Genomic DNA, 24,395 nt, shown 5'->3' with positions numbered 1-24,395 from the left:
GTGGCGACCCGTGCCCGTGGCGACCCGTGCCCGTGGCGACCCGTGCTCGTGGCGGCTCGGCCTCGTCAAGGCTCCGGACGGGTGAGGGGCTGCGCGCACCAGATCGTCTTTCCGTCGGTGGTGTTCCGGGTGCCCCACCCCTGCGTGAGCTGAGCGACGAGCAACAGGCCCCGGCCGCCCTCGTCGAAGGCGCGGGCCCGGCGCAGATGCGGGGCCGTGTTGCTGGCGTCGGATACCTCGCAGATCAGAGCGGTGTCCCGGATCAGCCGCAGCCTGATCGGCGGCTCGCCGTACCGGATGGCGTTGGTCACCAGCTCGCTGACGACGAGTTCGGTGACGAACGCCGCCTCGGCCAGACCCCACGCCTCCACCTGGTCGACGGCCGCCTGCCGGGCCTGCTGCACCTGCGCGAAGTCGGCCTCGACGTCCCAGCCGGCGACATGGTGGGGATCCAGCGCGTGCGTGCGCGCGAGCAGGAGGGCCGCGTCGTCGGTCCGGCGACCGGGCAGGAGCATGGCGTCCATCACCGTATCGCAGAGAGTCTCCAGTGACGTCGCGGAAGGCCGCAGGACCCTCAGCAGATCGGCGATCCGCTGGTCGACGTCGCGTTCGCGGCTCTCCACCAGACCGTCGGTGTACAGGGCGAGCAGACTGCCCTCGGGGAGCTCCACCTCGGTGGCCTCGAAGGGCAGCCCGCCGATGCCGAGCGGCGGCCCCGGCTGCGCGGGCACGGGCATGCTGGTGCCGTCCGGGAGGACGACCAGCGGCAGCGGATGGCCGGCGCTCGCCACCGTGAAACGGCGCGAGACCGGGTCGTAGACGGCGTACAGGCAGGTGGCCCCGGACTCGCCGGTCGGCTGGAAGTGCCCGCCGGGGTGGTGGTCGCCGGCGAGGTGCAGGACCAGATCGTCCAGATGGGTGAGCAGTTCGTCCGGCGGCAGGTCCACGTCGGCGAGGGTGCGCACCGCCGTGCGCAGCCGCCCCATGCTGGCCGAGGCGTGCAGGCCGTGGCCGACGACATCGCCGACGACCAGGGCGACCCGGGCCCCGGACAGCGGAATGACGTCGAACCAGTCACCGCCCACCTCCGAGCCGGTCCCGGCGGGCAGATAGCGGGAGGCCACCTCGACCGCCTCCTGGCTCGGCAGCCGCTGCGGCAGCAGACTGCGCTGCAGGGTCAGCGCGGTCGTACGTTCGCGTGAGTACCGGCGGGCGTTGTCGATGGCCACGGCCGCCTTGGCCGTCAGCTCCTCGGCCAGAATCAGGTCGTCGGCGGTGAAGGCCTCGGGCCGGTCCAGGCGGGAGAACACGACGACACCGAGCAGTGCGCCGCGCGCCCGCAGCGGCACGGTGATCCGGCCGGTCAGTCCGTCCTCGGCGAGCGACTCGTCCACCACCGGGTTGCCCGGCGGCCAGTGGGCCGGGTCGGCGGCGAGCCCCGGCCCGAACGCCCATTCGCCGCCCTGCCCGGCCGGCGCGGTCAGTTCGACCGTGGACCTGCCGGTGGTCATGCAGCGGGCGGCCACGGAACCGGCGGCGTGGCTGACCGGCTTGGGGGGCTCGGTGAGGGAGAAGTCGTCGTCCCTCGCGCTGTGCTGTGCGGCGCGGCTGAGCGTGAGGGCCTCGCGAGGGCCGAACGCGGGTGACGAGGGCGGCTCCTCCCCGCGCAGCACCTCGTCGAAGAGGTCCACGGTGACGAGATCGACGAATCCCGGTACGGGGGTCCTGGCCAGTTCCTCGGCCGTGCCGATCACGTCGAGTGTCCGGCCGATTCCGCCGCTGGCCTCGTTGAGGAGGAGCAGTCGCTGCCGGGCCCAGTACTCGGCGCTCATGTCGAATCCCCAGTTGGCGACCGCGCGGACCGTGCCCTCGGCGTCCCGGACGGGCCAGATGCTGGTGGCCCAGGCATTCGCGTAGTCGCTGCCGCGCGGGCGGAAGACGGTCATGAGACGCGTGGCCTCGCCCGTCCTCGCCACTTCGGCGAGCGCGTCGGTGTAGGGCTTGTCGTCCCGTTGGGGGAACAGCGAGCGGTCGAACTCCGGAAGCACCTCGCGGTACTTCTTGCCGAGCACCTGCTCCTCGGTGTGCGCGATCACCCGGCCGGAGGAGGCGTTGATCCACAGAAACCGCAGCTCAGGGTCGTAGACACCCAGCGCGAAGGGGCTCTGCTCGAAGGCCCGGTCGGCGATCACCGGACGGCGCCCCCAGCGTTGCACGGTGAGGACGTGGCCCAGCGTCCGGCTGTCGGCGCCGTGCAGGGGATGGACCGCCACCACGGCGTCCAGCGTGGAACCGTCCCGGTGGCGGAGGGGGACGAACCCCGTGGCGCCGGGGCCGGCACCGTGGTCCTCCGGGAAGCCGGGCGGTACGGGATCGACCAGCAGCTCGGCCACAGGGCGCCCGACGGTGTCCGCCGCCGTCCAGCCCAGCAGCAGTGTGGCTCCCTCGCTCCAGCCGCTCACCACGCCGTCCGCGTCGACCACCACGGCGGCGGTGGGGGCATCCTGCTGGTCGGCCTTGTCCACGCAACACGCCTCCGTCCGGGCAGCGGGTCCCGTCAGGGCTGGATTCCAGCGGTCGCTTCCCAGCGTAGGTCCGCCCCCGCGCTCCGGCGCTCCGACCGGTGCGGCCGGGATCGGCGGGGCGCGGGGGCGGTGGGCGTGCCGGGGGCCCCGGTGGTGCTCAGGCGTCCCAGACGCCCGGGGCTGTTCGAGGAGTGAGTAAGTATTCACAGCGAGTATGCGCTGCGCCTTGGGAGATTTGTTGACGGCGTCAACGAGCCTGGTCGTTGATGGTCGCCGAGATCACTGTGTACGGTGGCGGGTATGGCAGATACCTCCCCGGCATCGACGAATGCGTTGGTCACCGGAGCCGAGATCGCCCGGCTCGCAGGCGTCACTCGCGCTGCCGTCTCCAATTGGAGGCGGCGGTACGGCGACTTTCCCGCGCCCGCCGGTGGCGGGGTGAACAGCCCGCTCTTCGACCTGACCGAGGTGCGGGCGTGGCTGGACAAGCAGCGCAAGGTGCAGGACGTCTCGATCGAGGTCCGGCTGTGGCAGGTGCTGCGCGGGGCTTACGGCGAGGAGATGATCGGCGGGCTCGTCGATGTCGCACGGCTGATCGCCGGGGAGGCGCGCCCGAAGGATCTGCCGGAGGACGCCGTCCGGCTTGCGCGAGACCTGATCGGCAGTGGTTCCACGGCCGAGGTGGTGGACGCTCTCGCGGAGCGCTTCACCGACTCCGTGCGCCGGGCCGGTTCGGACCAGGTCACCTCACCCCGCGTGGTCCGTGCGGTGCGTCGCTTCGCCGGCGAGGTGGCGGGTGACGCGACCCTTTTCGACCCGGCCTGTGGCATCGGCACGCTGCTTCTGGCCGTGGGGCCGGACCGAGGGCCCCTGCGGTACGGGCAGGAGTCCGACGCCCGCAGCGCCTGCTTCGCGCAGCTCCGGGCTGACCTCACCGGCCGCGTGGGCGTCGACATCGGCACCGGCGATTCCCTGCGTGGCGATCTCTGGGCGGATGTCAAGGCCGACCTCGTGGTCTGCGATCCGCCGGTCGGCGACACCGACTGGGGGCGCGAGGAACTGCTCCTGGACTCGCGGTGGGAATTCGGCACTCCGTCGCGCGCCGAGGGCGAACTCGCCTGGCTCCAGCACGCGTACGCCCACACCAGCCCCGGCGGCCGAGTCCTCATGGTCATGCCCGCCTCGGTCGCCTACCGCAAGGCCGGCCGCCGTATCCGAGCCGAACTCGTACGGCGTGGCATTCTCACCCAGGTCACCGCTCTCCCGCCCGGCACCGCTTCCTCGCACGCCCTCCCCGTGCACCTGTGGCACCTGCGCCGACCGCGCACGCTCGGCGATGCCGTGACCAGTGTCCGCATGGTCGACCTGACCGCGACCGACCCCGACGCATCCTCGGAACCGGTCCCGGGCCAGGTGGCGGACGTACCCCTGATCGACCTGCTCGACGACACGGTGGACCTCACCCCCGGCCGTCATGTGTCGGAGTCCCACCGTGACTACGTGGCCGAATACCTGTCTCTGCGGCAGGAGTTGACGGAGCAGGTGCGGCTGCTGGCCGACCTGCTGCCGACACTCGCCGCGGGTGACGGCCCCGGCGCCGTCCACGGGCCGTCCGTCAGTGTCGCCGACCTCGCCCGAGCAGGGCTCATCGAGTACGGCGATCCCGAGCCGGTCTCGGTCAGCGACCAGCTCGACACGGACTACCTGCGGGGCTTTCTGCGCAGCGCCTCGAACACCCGGCGCTCCACGAGCGCCAGCGGCACCTTTCGCCTCGACGGGAAGGGCGCGCGCATCCCGCAGATGGACATCGCCGAGCAACGCCGTTTCGGGGCGGCCTTCCGGGCGCTTCAGGAATTCGAGGAACGAGCCCGCAGAGTCGGCGAACTGAGCCGGGAGGCGGCGTCACTCGCGCGAGACGGGCTGAGCAACGGGGCGCTGGAACCACAGGAGTGACGTCTCATCACTGCCTTGCACGTCACATCAGTTCAGCCGCGGTACGAACGGACTTGCGATCCCGCTCCATGACACCGCCAGCGCCTCCCGCGCCCTCGTGCAGGCCACGAACAGCAGGCACCGCTCCCGCAGCAGATCGGAGTCGTGCTGCAACGCGTCCACGGAGGCGGGTGTCACCTCGCGCGCGAACGGCAACGCGCTCGCCGAGGCTCCGAGTACCGCGACACAGCGGAACTCCAGGCCCTTCATGGCGTGCATGGTGGCGAGCCGTACCCCGTCCACGCCCGGACCCGGATTCTCCCTGACCCGGAGCACGGGCACCCCGGCTGCGGTCAGCTTGTCGTGGACCTTGTCGAGCAGCACGTTGAACCGGGCGCACACCCCGATCTCCGAGGGCCGGATGCCCTGGGCGATCCACTCCTCGATCCTCCCGACGAGCGCGGCGACCTCTGCCTGTTCGGAGCCGTAGCCTTCCGCGTGTGGCCTTCGGCCGTGCAGCAGCGAGCGATATCCGGCGAGGCTGTCGCTGCCCTCGCCGCCCAGGTCGTCGACGTTCACCGGGCTGAGGATGCCGGTCGACCAGGCCAGGATCTCCTCCGTGCTGCGGTAGTTGATGCGCAGACGGTGGGTGCGTCCCGTCACCGAGACACCCAGCGAGCCGAGCGAGACCTTGGAGTCGTAGATCCGCTGGTGCGGGTCGCCCGTGATGAACAGGTCGTCGCTGCCGGATGCCACCGCACCGCGCAGGACACGCCACTGGGCGGGGTGCAGGTCCTGCGCCTCGTCGACCACGACGTGGTCGTGCGTGGGAGCAGATCCGGCGAGCAGGTCGGCCGCACGGGCACATACCTTCAGATACGTGGTGGCCTTCCGGACACGCAGCATCTCCTCGAACAACTCGACGGCAGGCCACAGCTGTTCGCGTCGCGCAGCCGACAGCGCGCTGCCGCGACCGCGCCGTACGACGGCCTTGTACGCGTCGAGAGTGCGCAGGTCCTGGGCGAGTACGACGTGACGGTACTCCTGCGCCAGGAACTGTTCCGTCCACGGCAGCCCGAGCTTCTTGACGACGCGCTCCCACAACTGGCGCTCCTCCCGGTCACCGACGGGGGAGGGGGATCTGCCGTCGAGGCGGGTCACGACGCCGTGCGCGTAGGAGTCGACCGTGGTCACGTCGACACGGGCGAGCAGTGCCTCGTCGCCGTCCAGCAGGAGGGACAGGTTCTCGCGCAGGGCGGCGGCCAGAGCGTTCGTGTACGTGGTGAGCAGGACGCGAGTGCCGGGGGCGCGGGTGAGGAGGTGCTTGACCCGGTGCAGGGCCGCGACCGTCTTGCCGGTGCCGGGGCCGCCCGTGACCTGGACCGGCCCGCCGTACGACACCCGATAGGCGACCCGGCGCTGCGAAGGGTGCAGGAAGACCCGCCAGGCCGCGAACGGCTTCTCCAGGATGTCGGCGAGTTCCTCCGGGCCGGTGACGAGCCTGATCCGGCTCGACGTGTTGGCGATGACGATGGCCAGGCTCTCGTCCGGATCGGGGCCCGCGTCGACCGGCCGCCGCACGGCCACCACGTCCCGGTACACCTCCTCCGCGCCGAAGCCCTCCGCGAGATACTGCAGCACCTCGAACTGGTCCTCGGGCAGCAAAGTGCCGAACGCTTCCAGCTGTGGTTTGTCGACGATGGTCCGTACAGCCCTCAGGATCTGGTCGTCGATGCCCAGTTCACGCAGCACGGTGTCGGAGTACTTCGCGAACAGCAGCGAGGGCGCGACGGCCGCCGCCTTCTCCAGGCTCGGGGTCAGCTGCTCGATGGCGACCACGTTGCGGACTTCGAGCGCCCGCGTCGCAGAGTTCGTCGTGTACAGCCGCTTGGCCGCCCACGTGTACGCGTCGTCGTGGCGGACGACGTTGACGAGCAGGAACACATCGCTGCCGTCGTTCGGTGCAAGTACGACGCCCCGCCAGAAGTCGTTGATGCGGATCGTCCGCATACGAGGGTCGCGGGCGTTCTCCACGGACTCCAGGTGCAGTCCCTTGTCCGCATGCAGTTCGGGCACGGTGAGCTGCTGGAACTTCTGCATCGCCTTGCGTACGCCGGCCCTGACGGGCTTCTCCAGGACGTCGTAGCTCTCCCAGAAACTGTTGGCGAACGCGAGCTGCGGCACGAGGTGAACTCCCCACCGTGGACGGACACTCCGCAGTCGATCATACGCGCGGTGTGTTCACCAGCCGGAGGGCCATCCCTTCGATGTCCGTGAGCAGTCCGGTCGGTTCCTGGTCCAGGTCGAGGGCGTGCTGGTGGATGAGGATGCCCGCATGGCGCACCTCATGGGCGGCGTGCGGGGCGTTGCCCTTCGCGTACACCAGGTGTCCCTCGCGCAGACCGAGGGCCGTGCAGTACGCCAGCATCTGGTACAGGTCGGCGTCCGGGTAGCCACCCCGTCTCTCCGCCTTGTACTTGGCGTCGACGACCGCGCACGGGGCGCCGCCGTCTGGCCCGTACAGCACGAAGTCCGGTCTCATGCGGATCGTGGCGGCCTCGTCGAGGTGGTGCGGATCCTGGAGCCGGGCGGTGTGGCCCGAGCCGGTGGTGCGAAAGGCCTCCCGCAGGGCGACCGTCACGAAGTCCTCGAAGAGCTTGTTCATGTCGAAGAGGAATCCGTCGATGCGCAGCCCGCCGGGCGAGTGCTCGGCGGAGACGCCGTCCAGGACAGCGCGGGCGAGTCGCAGGGCATGGTGGTAACGGGTGTTGAGGCGGGTGGGGAGCCAGTCGGGGACGGACTGTCCGCGCACGATCGCGGTCACCTCGGCCAGTCGGCCGCGCTGGTGCGACAGTCTGCGCCGTACGTCGCGCGGGACCCCGGGCAGCCGAAGGAGACGCTCGACGGCCGTACGCAGGATGCGGTTCTCCGCGATGTCGGTGGTGAACTCGTCGTGGACCACCTCCACCGGCAGCGCTGCCCCGAAACGACGCCGTATCTGCTCGGCCTCCCGGAGCCGTCCGCGCACGACGAGAGCGGTCTCCTCGGTCGCCCGGTATCCCTGTAGCAGTCCTGGGCGCAGCGCCCGGTCCACCTGCCGCTCCACCGCGTGGGCGAGAGCGGGCACCAGATCACGGTGTTCGGCGACATCCACCTCCCCGTCCCGCCAGCTCCCCTTGGGGTCGAGGCCGAAGCCGAGCAGGAAGAAGAGCCGGGCGATGGGCACCTTGGGTGTGACACGCACGGTGACCGGCGCGCTGCCGCCCGGTACGGTCACGGCCACCGCGCCGACTCTGCTGCCCGCCCGCAGCCACCAGTGACCAGGTGTGTACGGGTCGGGGGTCGCCTCCGCGATGTCGGCGGCGGCCAGCGCCCGACCGACGGCGTCGGGGAGGGCACGGCGGACGGTCGGCGCGTGCTCCACCAGCTCGATGGCATGAACGGATGCCAGGGGCTCCGCGGCCGATGTCACGCCAGTGACTCCCGCAGCGCGGCAAGCCCGTACCGCTTCTCGATGTCCACGCCCTCCCCGTAGTGGTGCTCCTCCAGCAGCGGAAGGATCTTCGTCCGCCAGGTCCGCTCCAGACCGCCCTCCCGGTAGACGCCCTTCTTCATCAGGTACGAGGGCCCGATGCGGAAGTCGGCGTCGTCGACACGGGAGTTGAGCGCGTCGAGCAGGTCGGCGGGCTCGCTGTCCCTGCCCTCCTTCGCCAGCCAGCGGCGCAACAGGCCGCTCGTCGGCTCCGTCCGGGGCGACAGCTCGACGAAGGCGAACCGGCGACGCATCGCCGTGTCCACGAGGGCGATCGAGCGGTCGGCGGTGTTCATCGTGCCGATCACGAACAGGTTCGGCGGCAGCGCGAAGTCGTCACCGGAGTAGGTCAGCCGTACCGACTTGTTGCGGTACTCCAGCAGGAAGTACAGCTCGCCGAAGACCTTCGCCAGGTTGGCCCGGTTGATCTCGTCGATGATCAGGAAGTGCGGGATGTGCCGGTTGCCCTCACGGGAGGCCAGGTCGGCGAGTTCGCGCAGCGGACCCGCCGTGAGCCGGAAGGCGACCTCTCGCGTCTGCGGATCCTCCTGGGGCCGGAAGCCCTCGAAGAAGTCCTCGTAGGCGTACGACGGGTGGAACTGCACGAGCTTCACCTGCTCGGGCCCGCCGCCGAGGAACTCGGCGAGCTTCAGCGCGAGGTAGGTCTTGCCGGTGCCGGGCGGCCCGTACAGCACCAACTGCCGCTCGTCCCACAGCAGGTCGCGCACCTCGCGCAGCCACTCGGCGTCGTGCACGAGGAGGTCAGCGGCCAGTTCGTCGGTGGGCTCGGGCAGCTCCAGCTCTCGGCGGGCGGTGAGCGCGGGAATCTCCACGCTCGGATCCCGCTCTATGGCTTCCGCCTCCTCGAACAGTTCCTCGTCGGTCAGGCCGAGGCCCTCGATGTGGGCCTGGACCGAGGTCAGGTCGACGACGTCGTGCTGGACGGAGAGCTTCTGTTGGAGTTCCTCCGGCAGATCGTCGTACGCGTGCCCGGCCGGCTCCCACTCCACCGGCCGACGCAGGTTGGAGCGCCGGTCCTCGGACTCCCGCTGCTCCGCCTCACCGGTGATCTCCCCGACGTACAACTGTCCGCCGGAGATGGTGCACACGGTGTCGCCCGGCTTCATCCGGGAGAGGAAGGCGTGCAGGTCCTCGACGAGCTGCTGCTTCTGGCTGTACGTGGCCGTCGACTCGTAGTCCTCCTCGACCAGGGCGCGCAGATGTTCCTTGCTGATGCCCTGCTGGACGCCCTGGCGGAGGCGGGGGGCGGCGAGCGTGACCCGTCCCTCCGGGAGCCACAGACGCTGGACCAGATCCAGCCCCGTCACGTTCGAACCACGCACCAGCCAGGGTCGGTTGGGGCCCGCCCACACGCCCGACATGTAGTCGGACAGGGGCGCGCCGTCCACGGTCCGCCACTCCTCCCACCCATTGCGCGGGGCACCCACCAGGAGCACGGCGGCGAAGGAGGGCGAGCCGCATTCCACGTCCTCGGTCAGCTCCAGCCACCCCGGCCAGCGCGTGGAGGGAACCAGCACGCCCTGGGCCTTGAGCTCCTCCCGCCGCTTGAACGGGCTCTTGAAGTGCGTGGCCAACGAGGGCATCACATGGTCGCGCGCGGGGGAACCGGCCCGTACCAGAAACTTCCTGCTCCCGTTCGTGCCCGTCTCGTCCAGCAGTACTCCCCGCGCCCGGTCGATCCCGTCACCGTTCGGCAGCCTTAGCCGGAACTCCGGATACTCGTCGGCCATGGAAATCCCCCCTCACACCCATTGGTCCGATCTTGCCTGCAGAGTACTGGCCCACACTGACAGCCCGGCTCCTCCCGGCCATCGCCCGGCTTCCTAGGATGTCCTTTCGCATCCGGGAGGGGATCACATGACAGTGAGCGGTACGGACGGCCTGTCGGAGAAGAAGTTCCGGCAGAGACGCGCGCACTGGTTGGAGATCAGGGCCGGCAACCTCGCCAACGTGTTAGAGACCGCCGGCCCGAGGCTGTACAGGTTGCTTCCCAGCGATCTGGGTGACCTCACGCTGGTGGCGGCGGTGACGGTCGCACGGTTGGCGGCCGACGAGGCACGGGCCCAGCCCGTGGGGGACTCCGTCCGATGGCTGGAGAGGCTGATCCCCGGGGGACACCTCCACGAGCTGGAGAGCGCGGTACGAGAACTCAGGTCCCGACTCGCGGCGAGCGGTGAACCGGCCCTGTGGTCCTGGAACGCTCAGGGCTGGGAGGAGATGCTGCTGTGGTGGTGGAGGCGGAGCCAGCCTGCCACTGACAACCTCTCGCATGCCCGCGCGGGATGGCGGGTGCGATGGTCGGCGGACATCCCGGGCGTGGGCGACGTCGACTGTCCTGAGTGGGCGCCGCGTCGACATGGCAGACACCTCCTCACGCCCACCGAGTTCTTCGCCGCTGAGCCGGAGCCGCTGAGGCTGCTGGCACAGGCAGTGCTCGACGCGCCCGGCACGGCCGCCGCGGTCCAGGACGCGGTGCTGTTGCGGGAGGAACACCTCCAGAGCGCGTGGCACTTGATGTGGCTGGCCGAGCAGCAGGCAGGCGTCGAACAGCTCGAAGCGTGGCGTCGCAGACATCAGGCCACGGGATCGGAGGCCACCCGGGCGTTCCTCGCGGAGCTGTCCGAAGCGGTCAAGAGATACATGTCGCTCGTACTCCAGCCGGTCGTCGACGCCCTCTCTGCGTGCGAGCGAGCACTGCTCGGCGACAGCAGGCACGGCGCGCGGCGCTCCGCCGCCGACTACCTGGACGCGTTCCTCGACGCGCAGGAGCAGCCGGGCGAGGAGGGATGGCGGGACGAACGGCTGAGCGAGGACGTCCAACAGCAGGCGCGGGCCCGTCATCTGCTGGGCGAGACAACCTGGCACGGCATGCTGGGTACGGTCCCCGTCTGGTACCGCATCGTCACCTCCAGGGAGGAGAGGGCGGCCGCGCTGGCCTTCTCCGGGAAGCCGTCGACGCCCGTCGTCCGGGTCAGGACCGGCGCGGGCCTCCAGAGGAACCTTCTCTCCGACCTGTTCGGGCCCCCGGCGGACGAGCACGAGGAGTGGTACCCCGAACCCGGCATCGAGATCGACTACGCCCCGGACAGCGCCTTCGACCTGTGCGCGCTGCTGGCTGTCTCCCAACTCGGCCACGCCCGGTTGGAGTTCCTGATACGGGATACCGACGGGAGTTTCCAGCGGCTTCGCTCGGTGCGGGCACGGGTCCGGGAGGACGAGACCGCGGCCTGGCGGCGCTGGGCGCTCGGGGAGCTGTCGGCGCTGGTGCCGGACCCGGAGGACCTGGCGGACCTGATCGCCCGGGAGGACGACGACGGCGCGGACGAGGACGACGCGGCGGACGCCCGGACACGCGCCGACGACCGTACGTCGTCCGGCTCCGGCACGTCCGGGTCCGACGCCCGGCCCGCGCGCGACGGGCTGCCCGAAGCACTGCTCAACAAGGTCAGGGCGCTACTGCTGAAGGCGGAGAACCCGGCAGCCACCGCGGACGAGGCCCGCGCCTACCTGGACAAGGCCTACGAGCTCATGGCCAAGTACGGCATCGAGCAGGCCATGCTCGACGCCGACGTGACCGAGGCGGAGCGGCCGGTGGACCGGATCGTCGATCTCCACCCGCCCTACGTCAAGGAGGGGCGCAGGCTGCTCGCCAGAATCGGCTACGAGATGCGCTGCCGATCCGTTTACCCCGGCGGCAAGGACAACCGCCACCGCGTCCACCTCTTCGGTTTCGAGACCGACATCCAGGCCACCGAGGTGCTGTTCGCGAGCCTGCGCCTGCAGATGCTGGAGGGCGCGGACCGTGCGGACCGCCTGCATCGCCCGGAGACCGAGGACGCTCGCGCCTACAAGCGTTCCTGGATGCTCGGCTTCATCCGCGAGGTGACCGCGCGGATCGGTGCCGCACAGCAGGCCGCGAGGGCGGCCGCCGAGGAGGAGGCCGGTGCGGACGAGGAGGGGGTGAGCGGGCGCAGTGTGGCCCTGGTGCTCGCCGACCGTACGACCTTCGTCGAGGCGCGCCTCGCCGCGCAATACCCGAAGCTGAACACGACGCGTCCGACGAAGTTCAAGGGCACCGGGTACTGGCAGGGGGTCGCCGACGGCCGACACGCCGACATCGGCGGCTCGGCCCTCGCGGACGAGGAGCCGAACGTGCAGCTCACCCGCTGAGGAACTTGGAGCAGGGGCTGCGGTTCGAGTCCTTCCGTGAAGTGGGCCGCCCGGAAAGGTGACAGCGGAGCTGTTGCCTGTCCGGGCGGCCCATCGTTGTGCGAGGTCAACCGCACAGCGGGCTACCCAGTGCTCCTCGCCTTGTGAGGTGGCAGCTTGCCGGTGTGCATGTCCTGAAGCCGCCCGGTGGTGGAGTGCGCCAGACTGACCGGCTGGGATTGACCGAGGCTGTGTCGGGTCAGGAGGAGCGCCAGCGGTTGCGGCCGTCGGATCCGGGGCCGCAGACCATGGGGGTTCCCGCCTTGGTGACGCCGGTCGCTCCCTGCGGAGAACAGAACGAGCCGGGGTGGACCGTGCCGACGCTGCCGCCGCCGGTGGAGCCGCCGGACGAGGACGAGGAGGACGACGAGGAACTGCCGCCTGTCGAACCGTTGTTCTCGCTGGTGCTGTTGTCACTCTCGTAGTCGGGATCGTTGGCCGGGATGTGGTAGGTCGTGTCCTTCGCGCTCGGGCACTCCTGGACGAGGTCGGCGTCGGTCCACCGGCCCAGGTCGAGGCTGACCGTGGTGGTGGAGGTGACCTTGGTTCCCTCGTCCGGGGACTGGAAGCACACCCGCCACTCGTCGCCGTCCTCAGCGGCCTCCTCGGCGGTGGGTGTGTCGATGTCGAGGTAGACGTCGTCGAGCGTGACGCCGTCGAGGTCGATGCCGGCCTGCTTCAGATCCTTGGTGGCCGAGGTGTAGGTGGCGCCGACCACGTCCGGCATCTTCGGCCACGGGAGCGGGCCGCCGTCCTTCTCGGGGCAGGGTTCGCCGCTCTTGACGGCCGCGAAGTCGATGATCTTCGCGGCTGTGTCGGCTTTCTGGAAACACACCGTCCACAGGGACCGCATGATGATCGAGCGGTCGTCCTCGGCCGCGTCGTGGCGCGCAGTCGTGAAGCCTGCGGAACGTGCCAGCCTCTCCGCCTCGTTCAGTGGCTTCCCGGTGTAGTCGGCGGCCTTGACGACGTTTGCCCGGGACGGGGACGGGGACGGGGACGAGGACGAGGCGGCCTCGACGCTCACCCCGCCGTCGTCCCGTGCCTTGGCCTCGGGCTGCTTCGTGGCACTCTCGTCGAGCTGCCCGCCCAGCCCCGCGCCGACCGACAACAGGACGAAGGCTCCGAACGTCGCGCCCAGTTTTGCGAACCAGCGCCACTTCGGCAGCACCCAGACCGCCATCATGGCGGCGATCATCGCGACGAAGCCGAGACCGAAGCTGAACGCGCCGAGCACCGCGACGAGGGCGAGGATGCCGAGCACGGCGGGGGTGGTGCGCCACCAAGGGCGGGGCGGGGCAGGAGAGTTGTAAGGGTTCACGTGCGCAGTGCTCCTCGGGTACGGACCGGTCCGGTCCCGGACTCGTGTCGACTGGATCCGGACTGGCGGGCCGCGGTCCGGCGATCGTTGTGCGGGGGGCCTCAGGTCAGGGTGTTGGTCAGATGCGGACCCATGTAGCCGACGTGGATTCCGTGATCGGTACAGGAGCCGTCGTAGTAGTGCAGGCGCGGCGCGACGGTGTTGCCTCCGCCGATCCGCACGTGGGCCCCCATGAAGACCTTGCCGTCCGGATGGACGTGGCGGGGCACGGGGAACGTGCGTGCCCGACTCCAGTCGCCGTTCGTTTTCACTGACTTCGATTCGTCCCTGACGATCTTGCGGGGTGAGATGACGTGCGCTCCCTCGGGCGCGTCCGCGCACCACTGCTTGAAGTCGCTGTTCGCCCTGCCGCTCGCGACGGCTTCCGCGAAGTCCTGGAGCGCCAGCAGCGCGTCCCAGGCCATTCGGACCCAGGACGACCCGTAGGCCTGGTCGTCGAGTTCCAGGGAGTACTTGCGTCGGCCGCTGAAGTGGACGTGTCGCATGTCGTCCATCCGGTCCAGGATCTCGGCGAAGGAGGTGGGTGCGTTCACCGAGGGGTCCACCGGTGCGTACGCCTGCTCGGCGGCGCCCAGTTTCAGGAGTTCTCTCTGTAGTTCCCTTATCTGTGCCTTGGCTCGATGGAGTTCCTTGTACTGCTCGTCGTAGTCGACGACGACCTGTGCCTCGTTGTCCTCCGCCTGACGCAGTTCCCGCTTGAGGTCACGGATCTCGTCGGCTCTGACCCGCTGTTCGCGTGCCGCCTCCTCCAGGATCTCGTGCAGGGCGTCGTTCTCGTCGCGCAACCGTTCCTGTTCGGAGGCTCCGACCCCGTCCCTGGCCCGAGTGCGCATGAGAGGCACGGAATCCAGGGCGTCGGGCAGGGGCAGGCGGGTGGCGAGTCCCTGGGGAAGTTGGTTCAGCAGGCGTGTGGCGAGCCGGGGGTTCTCGGTGATCAGCCGCTTCGACATCACACGGTGCCGCTGGCCGTCGGCGGGCCAGGCGGGGTCGACGCCGGGCAGGTAGGTGCGGACCCCTCCGTTGTACACGCGGTGGTGCTCCAACGCCCGGTTGAAGACCGACTCGGCTCCCGGGGTGAGTACGTAAAGGATCGCCAGCCCCACCAGGGGACGGACGAGAGGGTCGACGGTCTCCTCCAGCCAGGCGTCGAAGTCGACGTCGTACGGTGTGCTCGCCATGACGATGGGAAGGCGCCGGTCGGCGTCGCACAGTTCGTCTATCACCGCCTCGACGTCCTCCGCCTCGACGACTTGGGGTATGGCCGTCACGTCCGCCAGACCGTCGTGCGCGTCGAGTGCCTCCAGCAGGTGCTTCGCGAGCCGGGGTGTCTTGGCGGGCACGGGGGCCGCGTCGGCGTCGTCGGGGAGGTGCTCGACGTCGAGCTGGACCCAGGTCGGCTCGTCGGCGATCTGCCGCGTCACGACGGTGGTCTGCCAGGTGCCGCCGGGCGCGGTCTCCCGGAGCCGCCATCGTCCGTAGGTGCCGGTGGCAGCCGTGACGGAGTCGTGGTCGAGGGTCACTCCGCGGGCTATCTCGTTGCGGCCCTCGGCGAACGCGTCGACGTTGTACCGCTTGGGTGGTCCGGCGAGCCAGTGGCGCAGCTGCTCATCGACCAGAGCACCGGTCCGCACGTAGTCGGTCCGACTGGTGACCACCATGCGGTAGCGGCGGGCGTCCATGGTGCTGCTCCTCACGTGAACGGGAACGGCGGTGTCTTCAGGCGTGGCGGCGGTCAGAGCAGGGCACGGAGGCTGGTGTCGTTCATGGCTGGGCTCCCTTGGGCGCTCTGGTGGCTGCGGCGGGCGTGCCCCGAGGCGACGCGAGGGGCCGGTGAGCCGTTGGCAATCCGAGCATGACGGAAGCCTGTTAGCGTCGTCAACGGACTTGCATGGATTGCTGGACGGTGAATGCGTGTACGCGTGTTCGAGTATCCAGCAGGGAATAGGAACTGTGCTCGGCCGCCGCTCCGCCGAGCCGACGGTCCCGTAGTACGGCGTCACCCGCGGCGGCCGTCACCGACCGGGGGCGTGGCGTGGTCAGCGCAGTACTGAGCCGATCCAGGCCGTCGCCTGCTCGGGCGTGGTGCGGGTGTCGACACCGAGGACGGCGATGGTGCCCAACAAGCCGTTGGGGCCACGCACATGGAGGGTTCGCCGGTCGTGACGGCCCGTCTGGGGATGGACGATGACGGCCGTAGGGGCATCAGCGGACGCGTAGCCGCTGCTGTAGGTGAGGAGCTGGTGGACGTCGGCCGCGCTCACGCCGTGGTGGTCGTAGCGCTTGTACTTGGCGTCCACGGGCAGCAGCGTGCGATGCGCCGTGTCGTGGCCTGGAAGTGCTGGAAGGCTGAGTAGGAGATCAGGGCGGAAGGTCGAGGCGTTGCCCCGGTCTCCGTGGACCGTGATGCCGACGCCGCTTCCACCGGGTACGGCGTGGCCGCCGTGCGGGCCGACGGCCTCGGTGCCGAGACGGCGGACGACGGCTTCCCAGAGCGCGGGCATGGCGAGCAGGAGACCCTCCGCCGTGGTGCCCTGGTCCGTGAGCAGGTCGGTCACGCCGCCACCGCGCAGCAGCAGGCGGGCCCAGGTGTGGGCGGGCCGGTAGCGGGCGTTGAGGCGGGTGTAGTGGGTGCGGTCCAGGGCGCGGAGCGCCGCGGCCGGGGTCGGGGCGTGCGGAAACGCGCCGGCGGCGCCGTGCAGGGCGCGCGCGAGGTCGGGACTGACGGTCATGCCGAGTGCTGCCTTCAGCGCGCTTCCCAGGACGCGGTTGTCTGGGATGTCCGCCTCCCGGTCGAAGGTGCGGACGTGGAGCTGGTCCAGTTGCCCGTAGCGGCGGGTGGCCTGGGCGGCGATGTCCAGCCGCCCCCGGAGCACTGGTTCGACGCTCCTGCGGCGTACGTAGTCCCGGCGGAGCCCCTCGCGCAGCAGCCGCTCGCACTGGTCGAGCAGAGCGGCGGCGACCAGGTCGGCATAACCGTCGGGGCCGGTGGCCCACCGCCTGGCCGTTGCCGGGACGGGCGTGCCGAGGGCGTAGGCGAGCCAGCTCATGAGCTGCTCGCCCGGAATGGCGAACTTAGGTGTGATCACCACGCGGACACGGTCCAGGACCAGGACTCCGACGGTCGCGTCGGCCTGGAGCCGCCACCCGGTGCGTTCCCTGGTCAGAGTGAGACAGCCCCGCGCCTGGAGGGCGTGCAGGCGGTCGACGTCCCGGGAAGTGAGCTGACCGGTCTCCAGAGGGGCGGACTCGTACTCGCCGAGCCGGACCGGGGTGCGGTCAGGCATCCGGGCTGATGACGCCGCTGGTGAACTCGGTCGCCAGCGCGTCCGCCAGGTCCTGCGGGGGCATGAGGAGCGGACGTCCGGTCTCGGCGTCGACCAGTCCGCCGAGGATGCGGTGCAGCAGGTCCGCCCTGCCGAGGCAGTAGTCCTCCAGGAGCGGGATCACCTCGTGGTGGAGGGCCGCGGCCAGATCCTCCTCGGTGGCGATCGGCTCACCGTCCCGCAGCAGGTAGGCGTGTCCGATCTGGTGGTCTGCGTCGAGGTGGCGGGCGATGCGGGTGTTGAGGGACTCGAAGAACGCGGCCAGGTCCAGGGGACCCACGGTCCCGGAGACGGCGTCCGGGTCCGGGCCCACGGGCAGGAACGCGAAGCGGCGTCGGACCGCGGCGTCCAGATGGCTGATGCTTCGGTCGGCGGTGTTCATCGTGCCGATGACCCGGACGTTCGGCGGTACGGAGAAGCGGCGCCTGCTGACGGGCAGGGCGACCGGCAGGTTCCGTTTGTCGAGTTCGAGGAGCGTGATCAACTCGCCGAAGATCCGAGGCAGGTCACCGCGGTTGATCTCGTCGACGACCAGCAGGAACGTCTGGTCTGGGTGGGCGGCGGCCCGGCTGCACAAGGTGTGGAAAAGGCCGTCCGTGAGCGCGAGGGTGAGCCCCGGGCCGGTGACGCTCAGGTCCGGCTTGAAGCCCTCGACGAAGTCCTCGTAGCCGTACGAGGGATGGAAGGTGACCAGTCGGACGCGGTCGCCGTGCAGCATCTCGGCCTGCGCTTCGGCGCGTTGCCCGGCGTCGCCGCCGAGCACGTCCGCGCGGCCGTGCAGGGCGAGGGCGGCGGCGAGGGCGAGCCGGGTCTTGCCCGTGCCGGGCGGCCCGTGCAGGATCACCTGCCCCTTGCGGTCCAGCGCGTCCAGTACGGCCTGTACGTCCTCGGGCAGCGCGACCGGCGCGGTCGTCTGTACCTGCCCCGTACCCGGGACGGAGTCGGAGCCGGAGCCGGCGTCGTGCGCGGTGAACCTGGCGAAGAGGGCCGGGTCGACCTTGGCGAAGGTGGACCGCCACCCGTGCTGGGGCTTCGACAGTTTCTGCGCGTGCGAGAGGTCCCAGACCACCGGGACGACGTGATGGAACTCCGGGCGGTCCGGGTCGTAGTGGTAACTCCCGTCGACCCTGCCGGTGGCCAGGATTTCGTCCGTCCCGCGGTTGGCGACGACCCGGTCTCCCGCCTCCAGGTCCCGGAAGGCCAACAATCGGCGGGCGAGGGTCAGGCTGCCCCCGCTGCTGCGCGGCCAGTGGGCGTCCAGGGCCTGCTTCAGTTCGGTGTCGCTCTGGTACTGGCCGAGATCGCCGGGCTCGTCCCACCCGACGCAGATGAACCCACCGTCCCGGCATTCCTCCCACAGACGGCCGCGCTCACCGGGGGCGATCTTCCAGATGGTGCGTTGCCGGGGCCGAGGGTCGAAGTGCTCGTACAGGAAACGCATCACTTCATGCCTGGTCCAACCTTTGAACTCAGGCTGTACTTGGACGAGTTTGAGCAGGCGGCGATTGATGCGCCAGGCCGAGGCGTCGCCCTGGTCCGCGTCGCCCAACAGCAGGGCGACGAAACGGCGTAGGTGTTCCCCCGCGTAGATCGGCAGAAAGTGCTCGGGGAAGTAGGTCGCCAGGGTCTTCGTCACCAGTGCCGGTCCGTAGCGCAGCACTTCGAGGTCGTCCAAGGCCTCGAAGTCTCCCGCCCCGACGGCGTCGAAGGCCCGCACGAACTGTCCGCGCAGTTCCACCCAGGCGGCCTGCGGCTCCATACCCCTCAGCGGAGCGGCCAGCCGCCATTCGCCGGAGTTGTGGTGGTACATGATGTGCTTCGCGGCACTGCCGCCCTTGATGCTGCCCAGGTGGGGAGTGCCGAACTCCATGAGCCGGCAGTAGGTCGGCCCCGACCCGGGCGGCGAGGCCTGCCCGAGGGCGTAGCGCTCCAGAGGCAGCTCCGCCCACTCCTCCAACGGAAACTGGGCCAGCACCTGCTTGCGCTCGTCCTCGGCCGCCGACTCGACGTCCGCTACCGCCGTCCGGTCGAACTCGGCCGCCGCCGCGCGCACATCCACCCCGTTCGTCATGGGGTCATGATGCCGGAGTACGACGTGGCGCTCCCATCGTCCGGTGAGGTCGGGTAACTTCCGGCGTGCGATCCAGGTGGCCGGCAGAGAAGCAATGCAGGTACGCACTGAAGGAAGTTGCCGCAGGATCAACGCCCCTCAGCCGGCGGCGAGTCACCGGGTACTCGCTATCCCGGGGAAGGTCCGCGACCTTGGTCAGCACTCCTTCGAGACCCCACGCCCTGGCGGTCCGCGCCTGGAAGCCCGTGGCCGCGTCGGCGCCGATAGCCTGTCGGTATGTCGGAGCGTGTCATGCCCGGTCGCACGGACGGCCTGATCGCCCTCGGTGCCGCGGACGCTCTGTGGGTCGATCTGACAGCCGACAGTGCTGTGCCGACGGCTTCTGGGGCACTCACCTGCCCTCCCGCCCATGCCCGGACGGGGTACGTCCTGCTCGGCGGCCATGCGGTGGCGACGGTGAGGGTGAGCGGCGGTCGGTGGAGTGTCCCGGAGGGTGAGGTGCGCCGGGCGGCCGTGGAACTGAACGCGGTGGGGGTGGACCGGCGGGACCTGGTCCGCATCGGTCCGTTTCGCGGGGCGCCGGGGCAGGAGGGCGACGAGGAGAGGCCGCTGCGTTGGCGCCGGCGCATCACGGGTGAACTGCGGGAGCCGGGCAGCCCCGAGCGGGCAGCACGACGTGAAGTCGGCCGACCGCACCATCTCGCGGGGATCGACTGGCGACAGTTGCTCGTGGAGCAGACCCGCGACGGGACGCAGCGGACGTGGTGGCTGCCGCGCGCCGTGGTCAGGCTGCTGGACGCGGCCGAGCACGCCGAAGCGCGGTGGGAGCAAGCCGCGCGGACCCGCCGGGCAGGCACAGCCGCCACCGAGCCGCCCTCCCACCCCCGGCAGGCCCGAGACGCCGACGGTCGGCAAGACGCCGACGGTCGGCGGACCACGAGCCCTGAGGGCCCCACCGCCACACCGCGCCCGTACAACGCGGAGCTGGAAGGCCAGTTGTACTCGGTGCTCAGCAAGAAGCCGGGCACCTCCCGCAAGGTGGCCGGGTGGGCGTGCGCCGTCTGCCGCACCGCGCCCGCCGCAGTCCTCGACCACTGCCACGAACACGGCTACGTCCGCGCCCCCGTCTGCCAGTCCTGCAACACACTCGAACGTCCCGACCACCTGTACAGCAACGACATCCGCGTGGCGAACCGCTACACCCGCCTCTTCCACACCGACACCGACGACTGGCTCCGCCACTGGCACCGCTGCCCCGGCTGCCGCGCCCGCACGACCCTGCCCCTGCCGCACCTCGCCGCATGGACCGCTCACGTAGCCTGCCGATCGCTGCGCCCGACCCACCGAGCCTCCCGCGGGCGCACGCCGTGCGGTGTCCTGCGCGTGTCCTGGACGGGCAGTCAGAACGCGCCCCGTTCCTGCCTGCTCACGGTCGTCGTCGACTGCTGCCCCTCCGGCGAGCACCGTGTCCTGGCGCACGTCCCCTACCGCGAAGCCGTCGAGCGGTTCCGCGTCTGGTTGGCCGAGACGGCCCCCGCCGTGGCAGCCGCGGCCGGCCCCGACCGCGTGGACGACCTCCCCGCCCAGCCCCGGCCGGTCATAGCGGACACCAACGGCGAGGGCCTGGCACTGTTCTGACCGGGCACCGGCAGACCCGAACACCCCAACGTCACCCCGTAGCCACCGGCCAGGGGCGTTCCGTGGGCCATGAGGTGGTCCCGGTCGGCTACGGAGGATGCGGGCCGGGGCCGTGACGCGACTGTCAGGCGCGGGCCTGGACGACGAGCGTGCCGATGTGCCCGGCTTTCGGGGCATCCACCACCGTCGCCTCAGCGGACGTGAAACCGGCCTGGAGCAGGTGCCGCTCCCACACTGCGGGCTTGTAGCTGTACCGGTACGTGAACATGGCCTTCCCCGCGAACCCGCCCTTGTACATGCCCTGCGGCCCGTAGGCGCCCGGGATGGCCGGCGGCTGGGAGAACACGAAGACGCCGCCCGGGACGAGGTGCTGGTGGACGAGGGGGAAGAGGCGGGACGGGTCGGTGAACCAGGCCGCGCCGAAGACGGAGTACACGGCGTCGTACCGCCCCTCGTCGGCGGCGAGCCAATCGAGGATCTCTCCCGGTTCGATCCGCACCCCGAGCGGCGCCCACTTCTCGCCCGCGAGCGCGACCATGCGCGGCGACAGGTCGACCCCGGTGGCCTTGACGCCTTGTCGTGCGAGGTGGGCGAGGGCGCGGCCGGTGCCGCATCCGATCTCCAGCACGGTCTCCGGGTTGCCGAGGAGTTCGGGGCCGGGGCCGTGGCCGGCGTACTGGGTCCAGCAGAACGACGGCTCGGCGTCGTCCTTGAACGCGGACTCGGCGTACGCGTCCCACAGTTCGGTCTCGGCGGCGATGTCGTGCGGCACGGGCACAGCTGTTCCTCTGGTCGTCGGGATGCGGGGCCCCGCCCTCGGGGAGCCGTGAGGGCGGGGGCGACTGTAGCGGCCGGGATCAGTGGCTGTCGGGGACCTTGTCGTCGCACGGCGAGCAGTCCGTGCCGTCGACGGACCATAGCTCCTCGTCGATCGCCCAGCCCTGGGAGCGGAGGAAGTCGCCGGTGCGCAGGCACAGACCGTCGCGGCGGCGCTCGATGAACGGCGCGTGGTGCTTGAACCGGCCGCCGTTGTACAGGCGGCAGATGCCCCACCAGACGGGTGTGTCGAGGATGAGCTGGTGGACGCCGATGTCGACGAGCTTGCCGACGCCCAGGTGGACGTCGGGGTTCTCGATGGAGCCCATGACGTACATGACGGCGTTGCCGAGGATCCGTTCGGCCATGTCGCGGACCATGGTGTGGTCGCGCAGGAGCAGGGAGACCTCGCGGTCCCACAGGCTCATGCCGGAGTCGAACACGTTGACGGTCAACTCGGTGATGTGCGGAGCGACCGCGTTGAGGAGTTCCTTCGGGTCCCGCGTGAGCGTCCTGGCGGGCTGTTCGAGTGTGACGGTCATTGACCTGCCCTTCTGGGGTGTCGTTGCCGTGCTGTGTGGTGCAACCCGCCCCGGCTGCTCGACCTGTCCAGGGGTGGGGAGCCGGGGCGGGCATGCAGGGGTGTCACGAGGCGGGGAGGGTCACCGGCCGCCGAGGTTCTCGTAGTGGTCGCACAGGGCGACCACGGAGCGGGCCAGCTTCATCGACACGGACATGCGCACGGGGCTGCTGCCGCCGACATCCAGCCGGAGCCGCATGCTTGCTTCACGCGCACCGGCCAGGGCGCACTCGCGCGGGATGTCCCCTTTCGGGAACCTGGCGGCCAGGCCCTGGACGGCGGGGATGAGTAATTCGATCTGTCCGCGCATGCAGATCCGGAACGTCTCAAGGTCCTTGGGAGCGATGGGCTGCGCGTCGAAGGCGAGGATCCGGTCGGCGGTGGAGCGCATGGTGGTGATGTCCGGCGGATCGTCGAGGTCTGCCGCAGCGGATGTGCGGGCGGCACAGTTCGGCACGTCGACTCCTTCACAGTCGGCCATGCCCGGGGCCGTTCGGGCGGCTGCCGGGTTCCGTCGTCTGCCCCGACCGTAGGAAACCCTCCTCGGCCAGGCCACGATATTGCACCGAATTACATGGCAGTTTGAAGCTGCTGGTCATGAGTGAGATGTGCTCTTGACCGTGCGACGCTTACACATGATGGTGGTGTAAATCGCTGCAACCAACCAGCGCGGGAGAGTCAGCCACCATGAACATTGAGTTCGTTGGGATCGACCCCGAGACAGACGAGGACGGATGCCCCACAGTCTGGGTGGACACCAGCACGGACGATCTGCTGATCCAGAGCTACCAGGCCGACGACGAGACGACCGCGACATGCGACGCGTTGTCCCCAGCGAGGGCGCCCATCCCGTCCGGCGAGACTGTCATCAGGATCCCGGCCCGTATGATCCCGATCATCAGGAAGGCGTGCGATGAGCTCGATCCCGGAGTTCGCTGAACTCCTCGCCGACACCGTGCAGTCGGCCGCCCATCTGGAGATGAGGGACGCCTACTTCACCAACCCCCGCTTCGAAGCCTGGCAGGACGGCCGGCGCGTCGACTGGGACGACCGGGGTTCCTGGTGGCGTCCCTACCACCAGAACATCGCGGAGGCTGTCGCTCGCGGCGTGCACGTGCGGCGCGTCAGGATCGTGTCCGAGCCGGTCACCGACTACATCGCGTGGGAGCACTATCAGACCCGTGCCAACGTGGAAGCCGGCGAGGAGGTGCGCTGGCTCCCACGGCACCGCGCGTGGGACCTGCTCGTTCCGGGCACCGACTTGTGGATCTTCGACGGGCGACTGATACGCGTCCACCACTTTTCCGGCGGCGGCGAATGGGTCGGCAAGGAACTCTGCGACGAACCCAGCACGGTCTCCCAGCACGCGGCCGCATACGAACGGATCTGGGAACGGGCCACCCCTCACCACCAGTACGAGGTCAAGTAACCGTCCATGTCCACTTTTCCCACGTCCAGCGTGCAGGAAGCACGCGCGGCTCTCGCGGCCCGGCTGCGGGAGCTGCGCCTGGACGCGGGCATCACCGGCAAGGAGCTCGCCCGTCTCGCGGGCTGGTCCGTCGCCAAGTCGTCGAGGATCGAGAACGCTGTCACCGCGCCGGCCGACGCCGACATCCGCGTCTGGTGTGCGGCCTGCGGCGCGCACGACCAGGCGGACGACCTCATCGCGGCCAACCGGCAGGCCGACTCCATGTACCTGCAGTGGAAGCGGCTCCAGCGGACGGGTATGAAGCAGTTGGCGGAGTCCTCGGCCAAGCTGTACGAGCGCACCCGCCACTTCCGCGTGTACGCCTCTCATGTCGTGCCCGGCTATCTTCAGACACCCGGCTACGCGACGGCGCTGATGCGCACGATCGCGGGCTTCCGCGGCACCCCGGACGACGTGGCCGACGCGGTCGAGGTCCGCATGCGCCGCGCCCGCGTCATCCACGAGGGAGACCACCGCTTCGCGACGCTGGTCGAGGAGAACGTCCTCCATCATCGGGTAGGCGATCAGGACGTGATGGCCGGCCAGCTCGGCAACCTGCTGGCCGCGATGTCCTTGCCATCCATGTCACTCGGCATCATCCCGGCCACGGCCACGCGGGAGGCGGTCATGTGGCCGCTGGAGCAGTTCACGGTCTTCGACGACTCGCGGATCCATGTGGAGTTGCTCGCCGCGAAGGTGACCGTCACGGCGCCGGGCGAACTGGACATGTACTTGCGGGCGTTCGCCCGGCTCACAGAACTGGCCGTGTACGGGGCTGATGCGCGTGCCCTGATCTTGAAGGCCATCGACGCCCTGAGCTGAACCCGGTTCTGGGCGGCGGTGGCGTCCCGCCAGTTGGTGTAGCGGATCAACGCGCCGGAATCCGCAGGCCATCGCAG

Annotated in this window: 17 protein-coding genes; 6 read left to right on the top strand and 11 right to left on the bottom strand. The window is 70.1% G+C overall.

Features of this window, described 5'->3' with window-relative positions; genetic code table 11:
• Nucleotides 1-65: 65 nt before the first annotated feature.
• Nucleotides 66-2,525, bottom strand: coding sequence for a SpoIIE family protein phosphatase (locus SCAB_RS07740; RefSeq protein WP_012999501.1), 2,460 nt, complete (start codon nt 2,523-2,525; stop codon nt 66-68).
• A 300-nt stretch (nt 2,526-2,825) separates the two neighbouring features.
• Between SCAB_RS07740 and SCAB_RS07735 the strand changes: the two genes are divergently transcribed.
• Entirely contained in the window at nt 2,826-4,478 is a 1,653-nt protein-coding gene (locus SCAB_RS07735) for an N-6 DNA methylase (protein WP_041668951.1), read from the top strand.
• Nucleotides 4,479-4,505: 27 nt separating this feature from the next.
• Here SCAB_RS07735 and SCAB_RS07730 read toward each other — a convergent pair whose 3' ends face one another.
• From SCAB_RS07730 to SCAB_RS07720, 3 genes are read right to left on the bottom strand one after another with little or no spacing between them, the layout of a single operon-like run.
• Nucleotides 4,506-6,641, bottom strand: coding sequence for a UvrD-helicase domain-containing protein (locus SCAB_RS07730; protein WP_012999499.1), 2,136 nt, complete (start codon nt 6,639-6,641; stop codon nt 4,506-4,508).
• Between the two features lie 40 nt (nt 6,642-6,681).
• Complete coding sequence (locus SCAB_RS07725; protein WP_012999498.1) at nt 6,682-7,929, bottom strand: McrC family protein; 1,248 nt, start codon at nt 7,927-7,929, stop codon at nt 6,682-6,684.
• Nucleotides 7,926-9,740, bottom strand: a complete 1,815-nt coding sequence (locus tag SCAB_RS07720; RefSeq protein ID WP_012999497.1) for a DUF4357 domain-containing protein — start codon at nt 9,738-9,740, stop codon at nt 7,926-7,928. The genes SCAB_RS07725 and SCAB_RS07720 overlap by 4 nt, the downstream gene beginning before the upstream one ends.
• A gap of 127 nt (nt 9,741-9,867) precedes the next feature.
• Here SCAB_RS07720 and SCAB_RS44580 point away from each other — a divergent pair, with 127 nt between their 5' ends.
• Complete coding sequence (locus SCAB_RS44580) at nt 9,868-12,180, top strand: DUF2786 domain-containing protein (RefSeq protein ID WP_012999496.1); 2,313 nt, start codon at nt 9,868-9,870, stop codon at nt 12,178-12,180.
• A gap of 238 nt (nt 12,181-12,418) precedes the next feature.
• Here the strand turns inward: SCAB_RS44580 and SCAB_RS07710 are convergent, their stop codons facing one another.
• From SCAB_RS07710 to SCAB_RS07695, 4 genes are all read right to left on the bottom strand, one after another.
• Nucleotides 12,419-13,540, bottom strand: coding sequence for a PASTA domain-containing protein (locus SCAB_RS07710; protein WP_037722717.1), 1,122 nt, complete (start codon nt 13,538-13,540; stop codon nt 12,419-12,421).
• 101 nt (nt 13,541-13,641) lie between these two features.
• Nucleotides 13,642-15,279: a hypothetical protein gene (locus SCAB_RS07705; RefSeq protein ID WP_012999494.1), complete on the bottom strand. Its 1,638-nt coding sequence runs from the start codon at nt 15,277-15,279 to the stop codon at nt 13,642-13,644.
• Between the two features lie 357 nt (nt 15,280-15,636).
• Nucleotides 15,637-16,884: an McrC family protein gene (locus SCAB_RS07700; RefSeq protein ID WP_012999493.1), complete on the bottom strand. Its 1,248-nt coding sequence runs from the start codon at nt 16,882-16,884 to the stop codon at nt 15,637-15,639.
• Nucleotides 16,877-18,994 carry an McrB family protein gene (locus SCAB_RS07695; RefSeq protein ID WP_012999492.1) on the bottom strand — a complete coding sequence of 706 codons (2,118 nt, stop codon included), beginning with the start codon at nt 18,992-18,994 and terminating at the stop codon, nt 16,877-16,879. Before SCAB_RS07695 ends, SCAB_RS07700 begins: the two co-directional genes overlap by 8 nt.
• A 276-nt stretch (nt 18,995-19,270) precedes the next feature.
• Here SCAB_RS07695 and SCAB_RS07690 point away from each other — a divergent pair, with 276 nt between their 5' ends.
• A complete protein-coding gene (locus tag SCAB_RS07690; protein ID WP_037722718.1) occupies nt 19,271-20,632 on the top strand; it encodes an endonuclease domain-containing protein in 1,362 nt (453 codons plus the stop codon).
• A gap of 124 nt (nt 20,633-20,756) precedes the next feature.
• Here the strand turns inward: SCAB_RS07690 and SCAB_RS07685 are convergent, their stop codons facing one another.
• The 3 genes from SCAB_RS07685 to SCAB_RS07675 all read right to left on the bottom strand — a co-directional run bounded on the left by SCAB_RS07685 (nt 20,757) and on the right by SCAB_RS07675 (nt 22,485).
• Nucleotides 20,757-21,410, bottom strand: a complete 654-nt coding sequence (locus tag SCAB_RS07685) for a class I SAM-dependent methyltransferase (RefSeq protein ID WP_012999490.1) — start codon at nt 21,408-21,410, stop codon at nt 20,757-20,759.
• Nucleotides 21,411-21,489: 79 nt separating this feature from the next.
• Nucleotides 21,490-21,990 (bottom strand): glycine-rich domain-containing protein, encoded by a 501-nt coding sequence (locus tag SCAB_RS07680; RefSeq protein ID WP_012999489.1) that lies wholly within the window; start codon nt 21,988-21,990, stop codon nt 21,490-21,492.
• Between the two features lie 120 nt (nt 21,991-22,110).
• Nucleotides 22,111-22,485, bottom strand: coding sequence for a DUF6415 family natural product biosynthesis protein (locus tag SCAB_RS07675; RefSeq protein WP_012999488.1), 375 nt, complete (start codon nt 22,483-22,485; stop codon nt 22,111-22,113).
• Between the two features lie 230 nt (nt 22,486-22,715).
• Here SCAB_RS07675 and SCAB_RS07670 point away from each other — a divergent pair, with 230 nt between their 5' ends.
• Genes SCAB_RS07670 through SCAB_RS07660 form a run of 3 tightly spaced genes read left to right on the top strand, consistent with a single transcriptional unit; the run spans nt 22,716 to nt 24,318 of the window.
• On the top strand, nt 22,716-22,967 hold the full coding sequence (locus SCAB_RS07670) for a hypothetical protein (RefSeq protein WP_012999487.1): 252 nt from the start codon (nt 22,716-22,718) through the stop codon (nt 22,965-22,967).
• On the top strand, nt 22,942-23,457 hold the full coding sequence (locus tag SCAB_RS07665) for a DUF6879 family protein (RefSeq protein ID WP_012999486.1): 516 nt from the start codon (nt 22,942-22,944) through the stop codon (nt 23,455-23,457). Before SCAB_RS07670 ends, SCAB_RS07665 begins: the two co-directional genes overlap by 26 nt.
• A gap of 6 nt (nt 23,458-23,463) precedes the next feature.
• Complete coding sequence (locus SCAB_RS07660) at nt 23,464-24,318, top strand: DUF5753 domain-containing protein (protein ID WP_012999485.1); 855 nt, start codon at nt 23,464-23,466, stop codon at nt 24,316-24,318.
• The last annotated feature ends 77 nt before the right edge of the window (nt 24,319-24,395 follow it).

Source organism: Streptomyces scabiei 87.22, from assembly GCF_000091305.1.
Taxonomy (GTDB): domain Bacteria; phylum Actinomycetota; class Actinomycetes; order Streptomycetales; family Streptomycetaceae; genus Streptomyces; species Streptomyces scabiei.
This window is presented reverse-complemented; position numbering and strand designations above follow the sequence as displayed.

What these genes read in the sequence shown, in the direction of transcription:
- SCAB_RS07660 (WP_012999485.1), top strand. Translation starts at nt 23,464, where the DNA reads ATGTCCACTTTTCCCACGTCCAGCGTGCAGGAAGCACGCGCGGCTCTC.
- SCAB_RS07695 (WP_012999492.1), bottom strand. Translation starts at nt 18,994, where the DNA reads ATGACGAACGGGGTGGATGTGCGCGCGGCGGCGGCCGAGTTCGACCGG.
- SCAB_RS07720 (WP_012999497.1), bottom strand. Translation starts at nt 9,740, where the DNA reads ATGGCCGACGAGTATCCGGAGTTCCGGCTAAGGCTGCCGAACGGTGAC.
- SCAB_RS07705 (WP_012999494.1), bottom strand. Translation starts at nt 15,279, where the DNA reads ATGGACGCCCGCCGCTACCGCATGGTGGTCACCAGTCGGACCGACTAC.
- SCAB_RS07690 (WP_037722718.1), top strand. Translation starts at nt 19,271, where the DNA reads ATGTCGGAGCGTGTCATGCCCGGTCGCACGGACGGCCTGATCGCCCTC.
- SCAB_RS07735 (WP_041668951.1), top strand. Translation starts at nt 2,826, where the DNA reads ATGGCAGATACCTCCCCGGCATCGACGAATGCGTTGGTCACCGGAGCC.
- SCAB_RS07700 (WP_012999493.1), bottom strand. Translation starts at nt 16,884, where the DNA reads ATGCCTGACCGCACCCCGGTCCGGCTCGGCGAGTACGAGTCCGCCCCT.
- SCAB_RS44580 (WP_012999496.1), top strand. Translation starts at nt 9,868, where the DNA reads ATGACAGTGAGCGGTACGGACGGCCTGTCGGAGAAGAAGTTCCGGCAG.
- SCAB_RS07680 (WP_012999489.1), bottom strand. Translation starts at nt 21,990, where the DNA reads ATGACCGTCACACTCGAACAGCCCGCCAGGACGCTCACGCGGGACCCG.
- SCAB_RS07670 (WP_012999487.1), top strand. Translation starts at nt 22,716, where the DNA reads ATGAACATTGAGTTCGTTGGGATCGACCCCGAGACAGACGAGGACGGA.
- SCAB_RS07665 (WP_012999486.1), top strand. Translation starts at nt 22,942, where the DNA reads ATGAGCTCGATCCCGGAGTTCGCTGAACTCCTCGCCGACACCGTGCAG.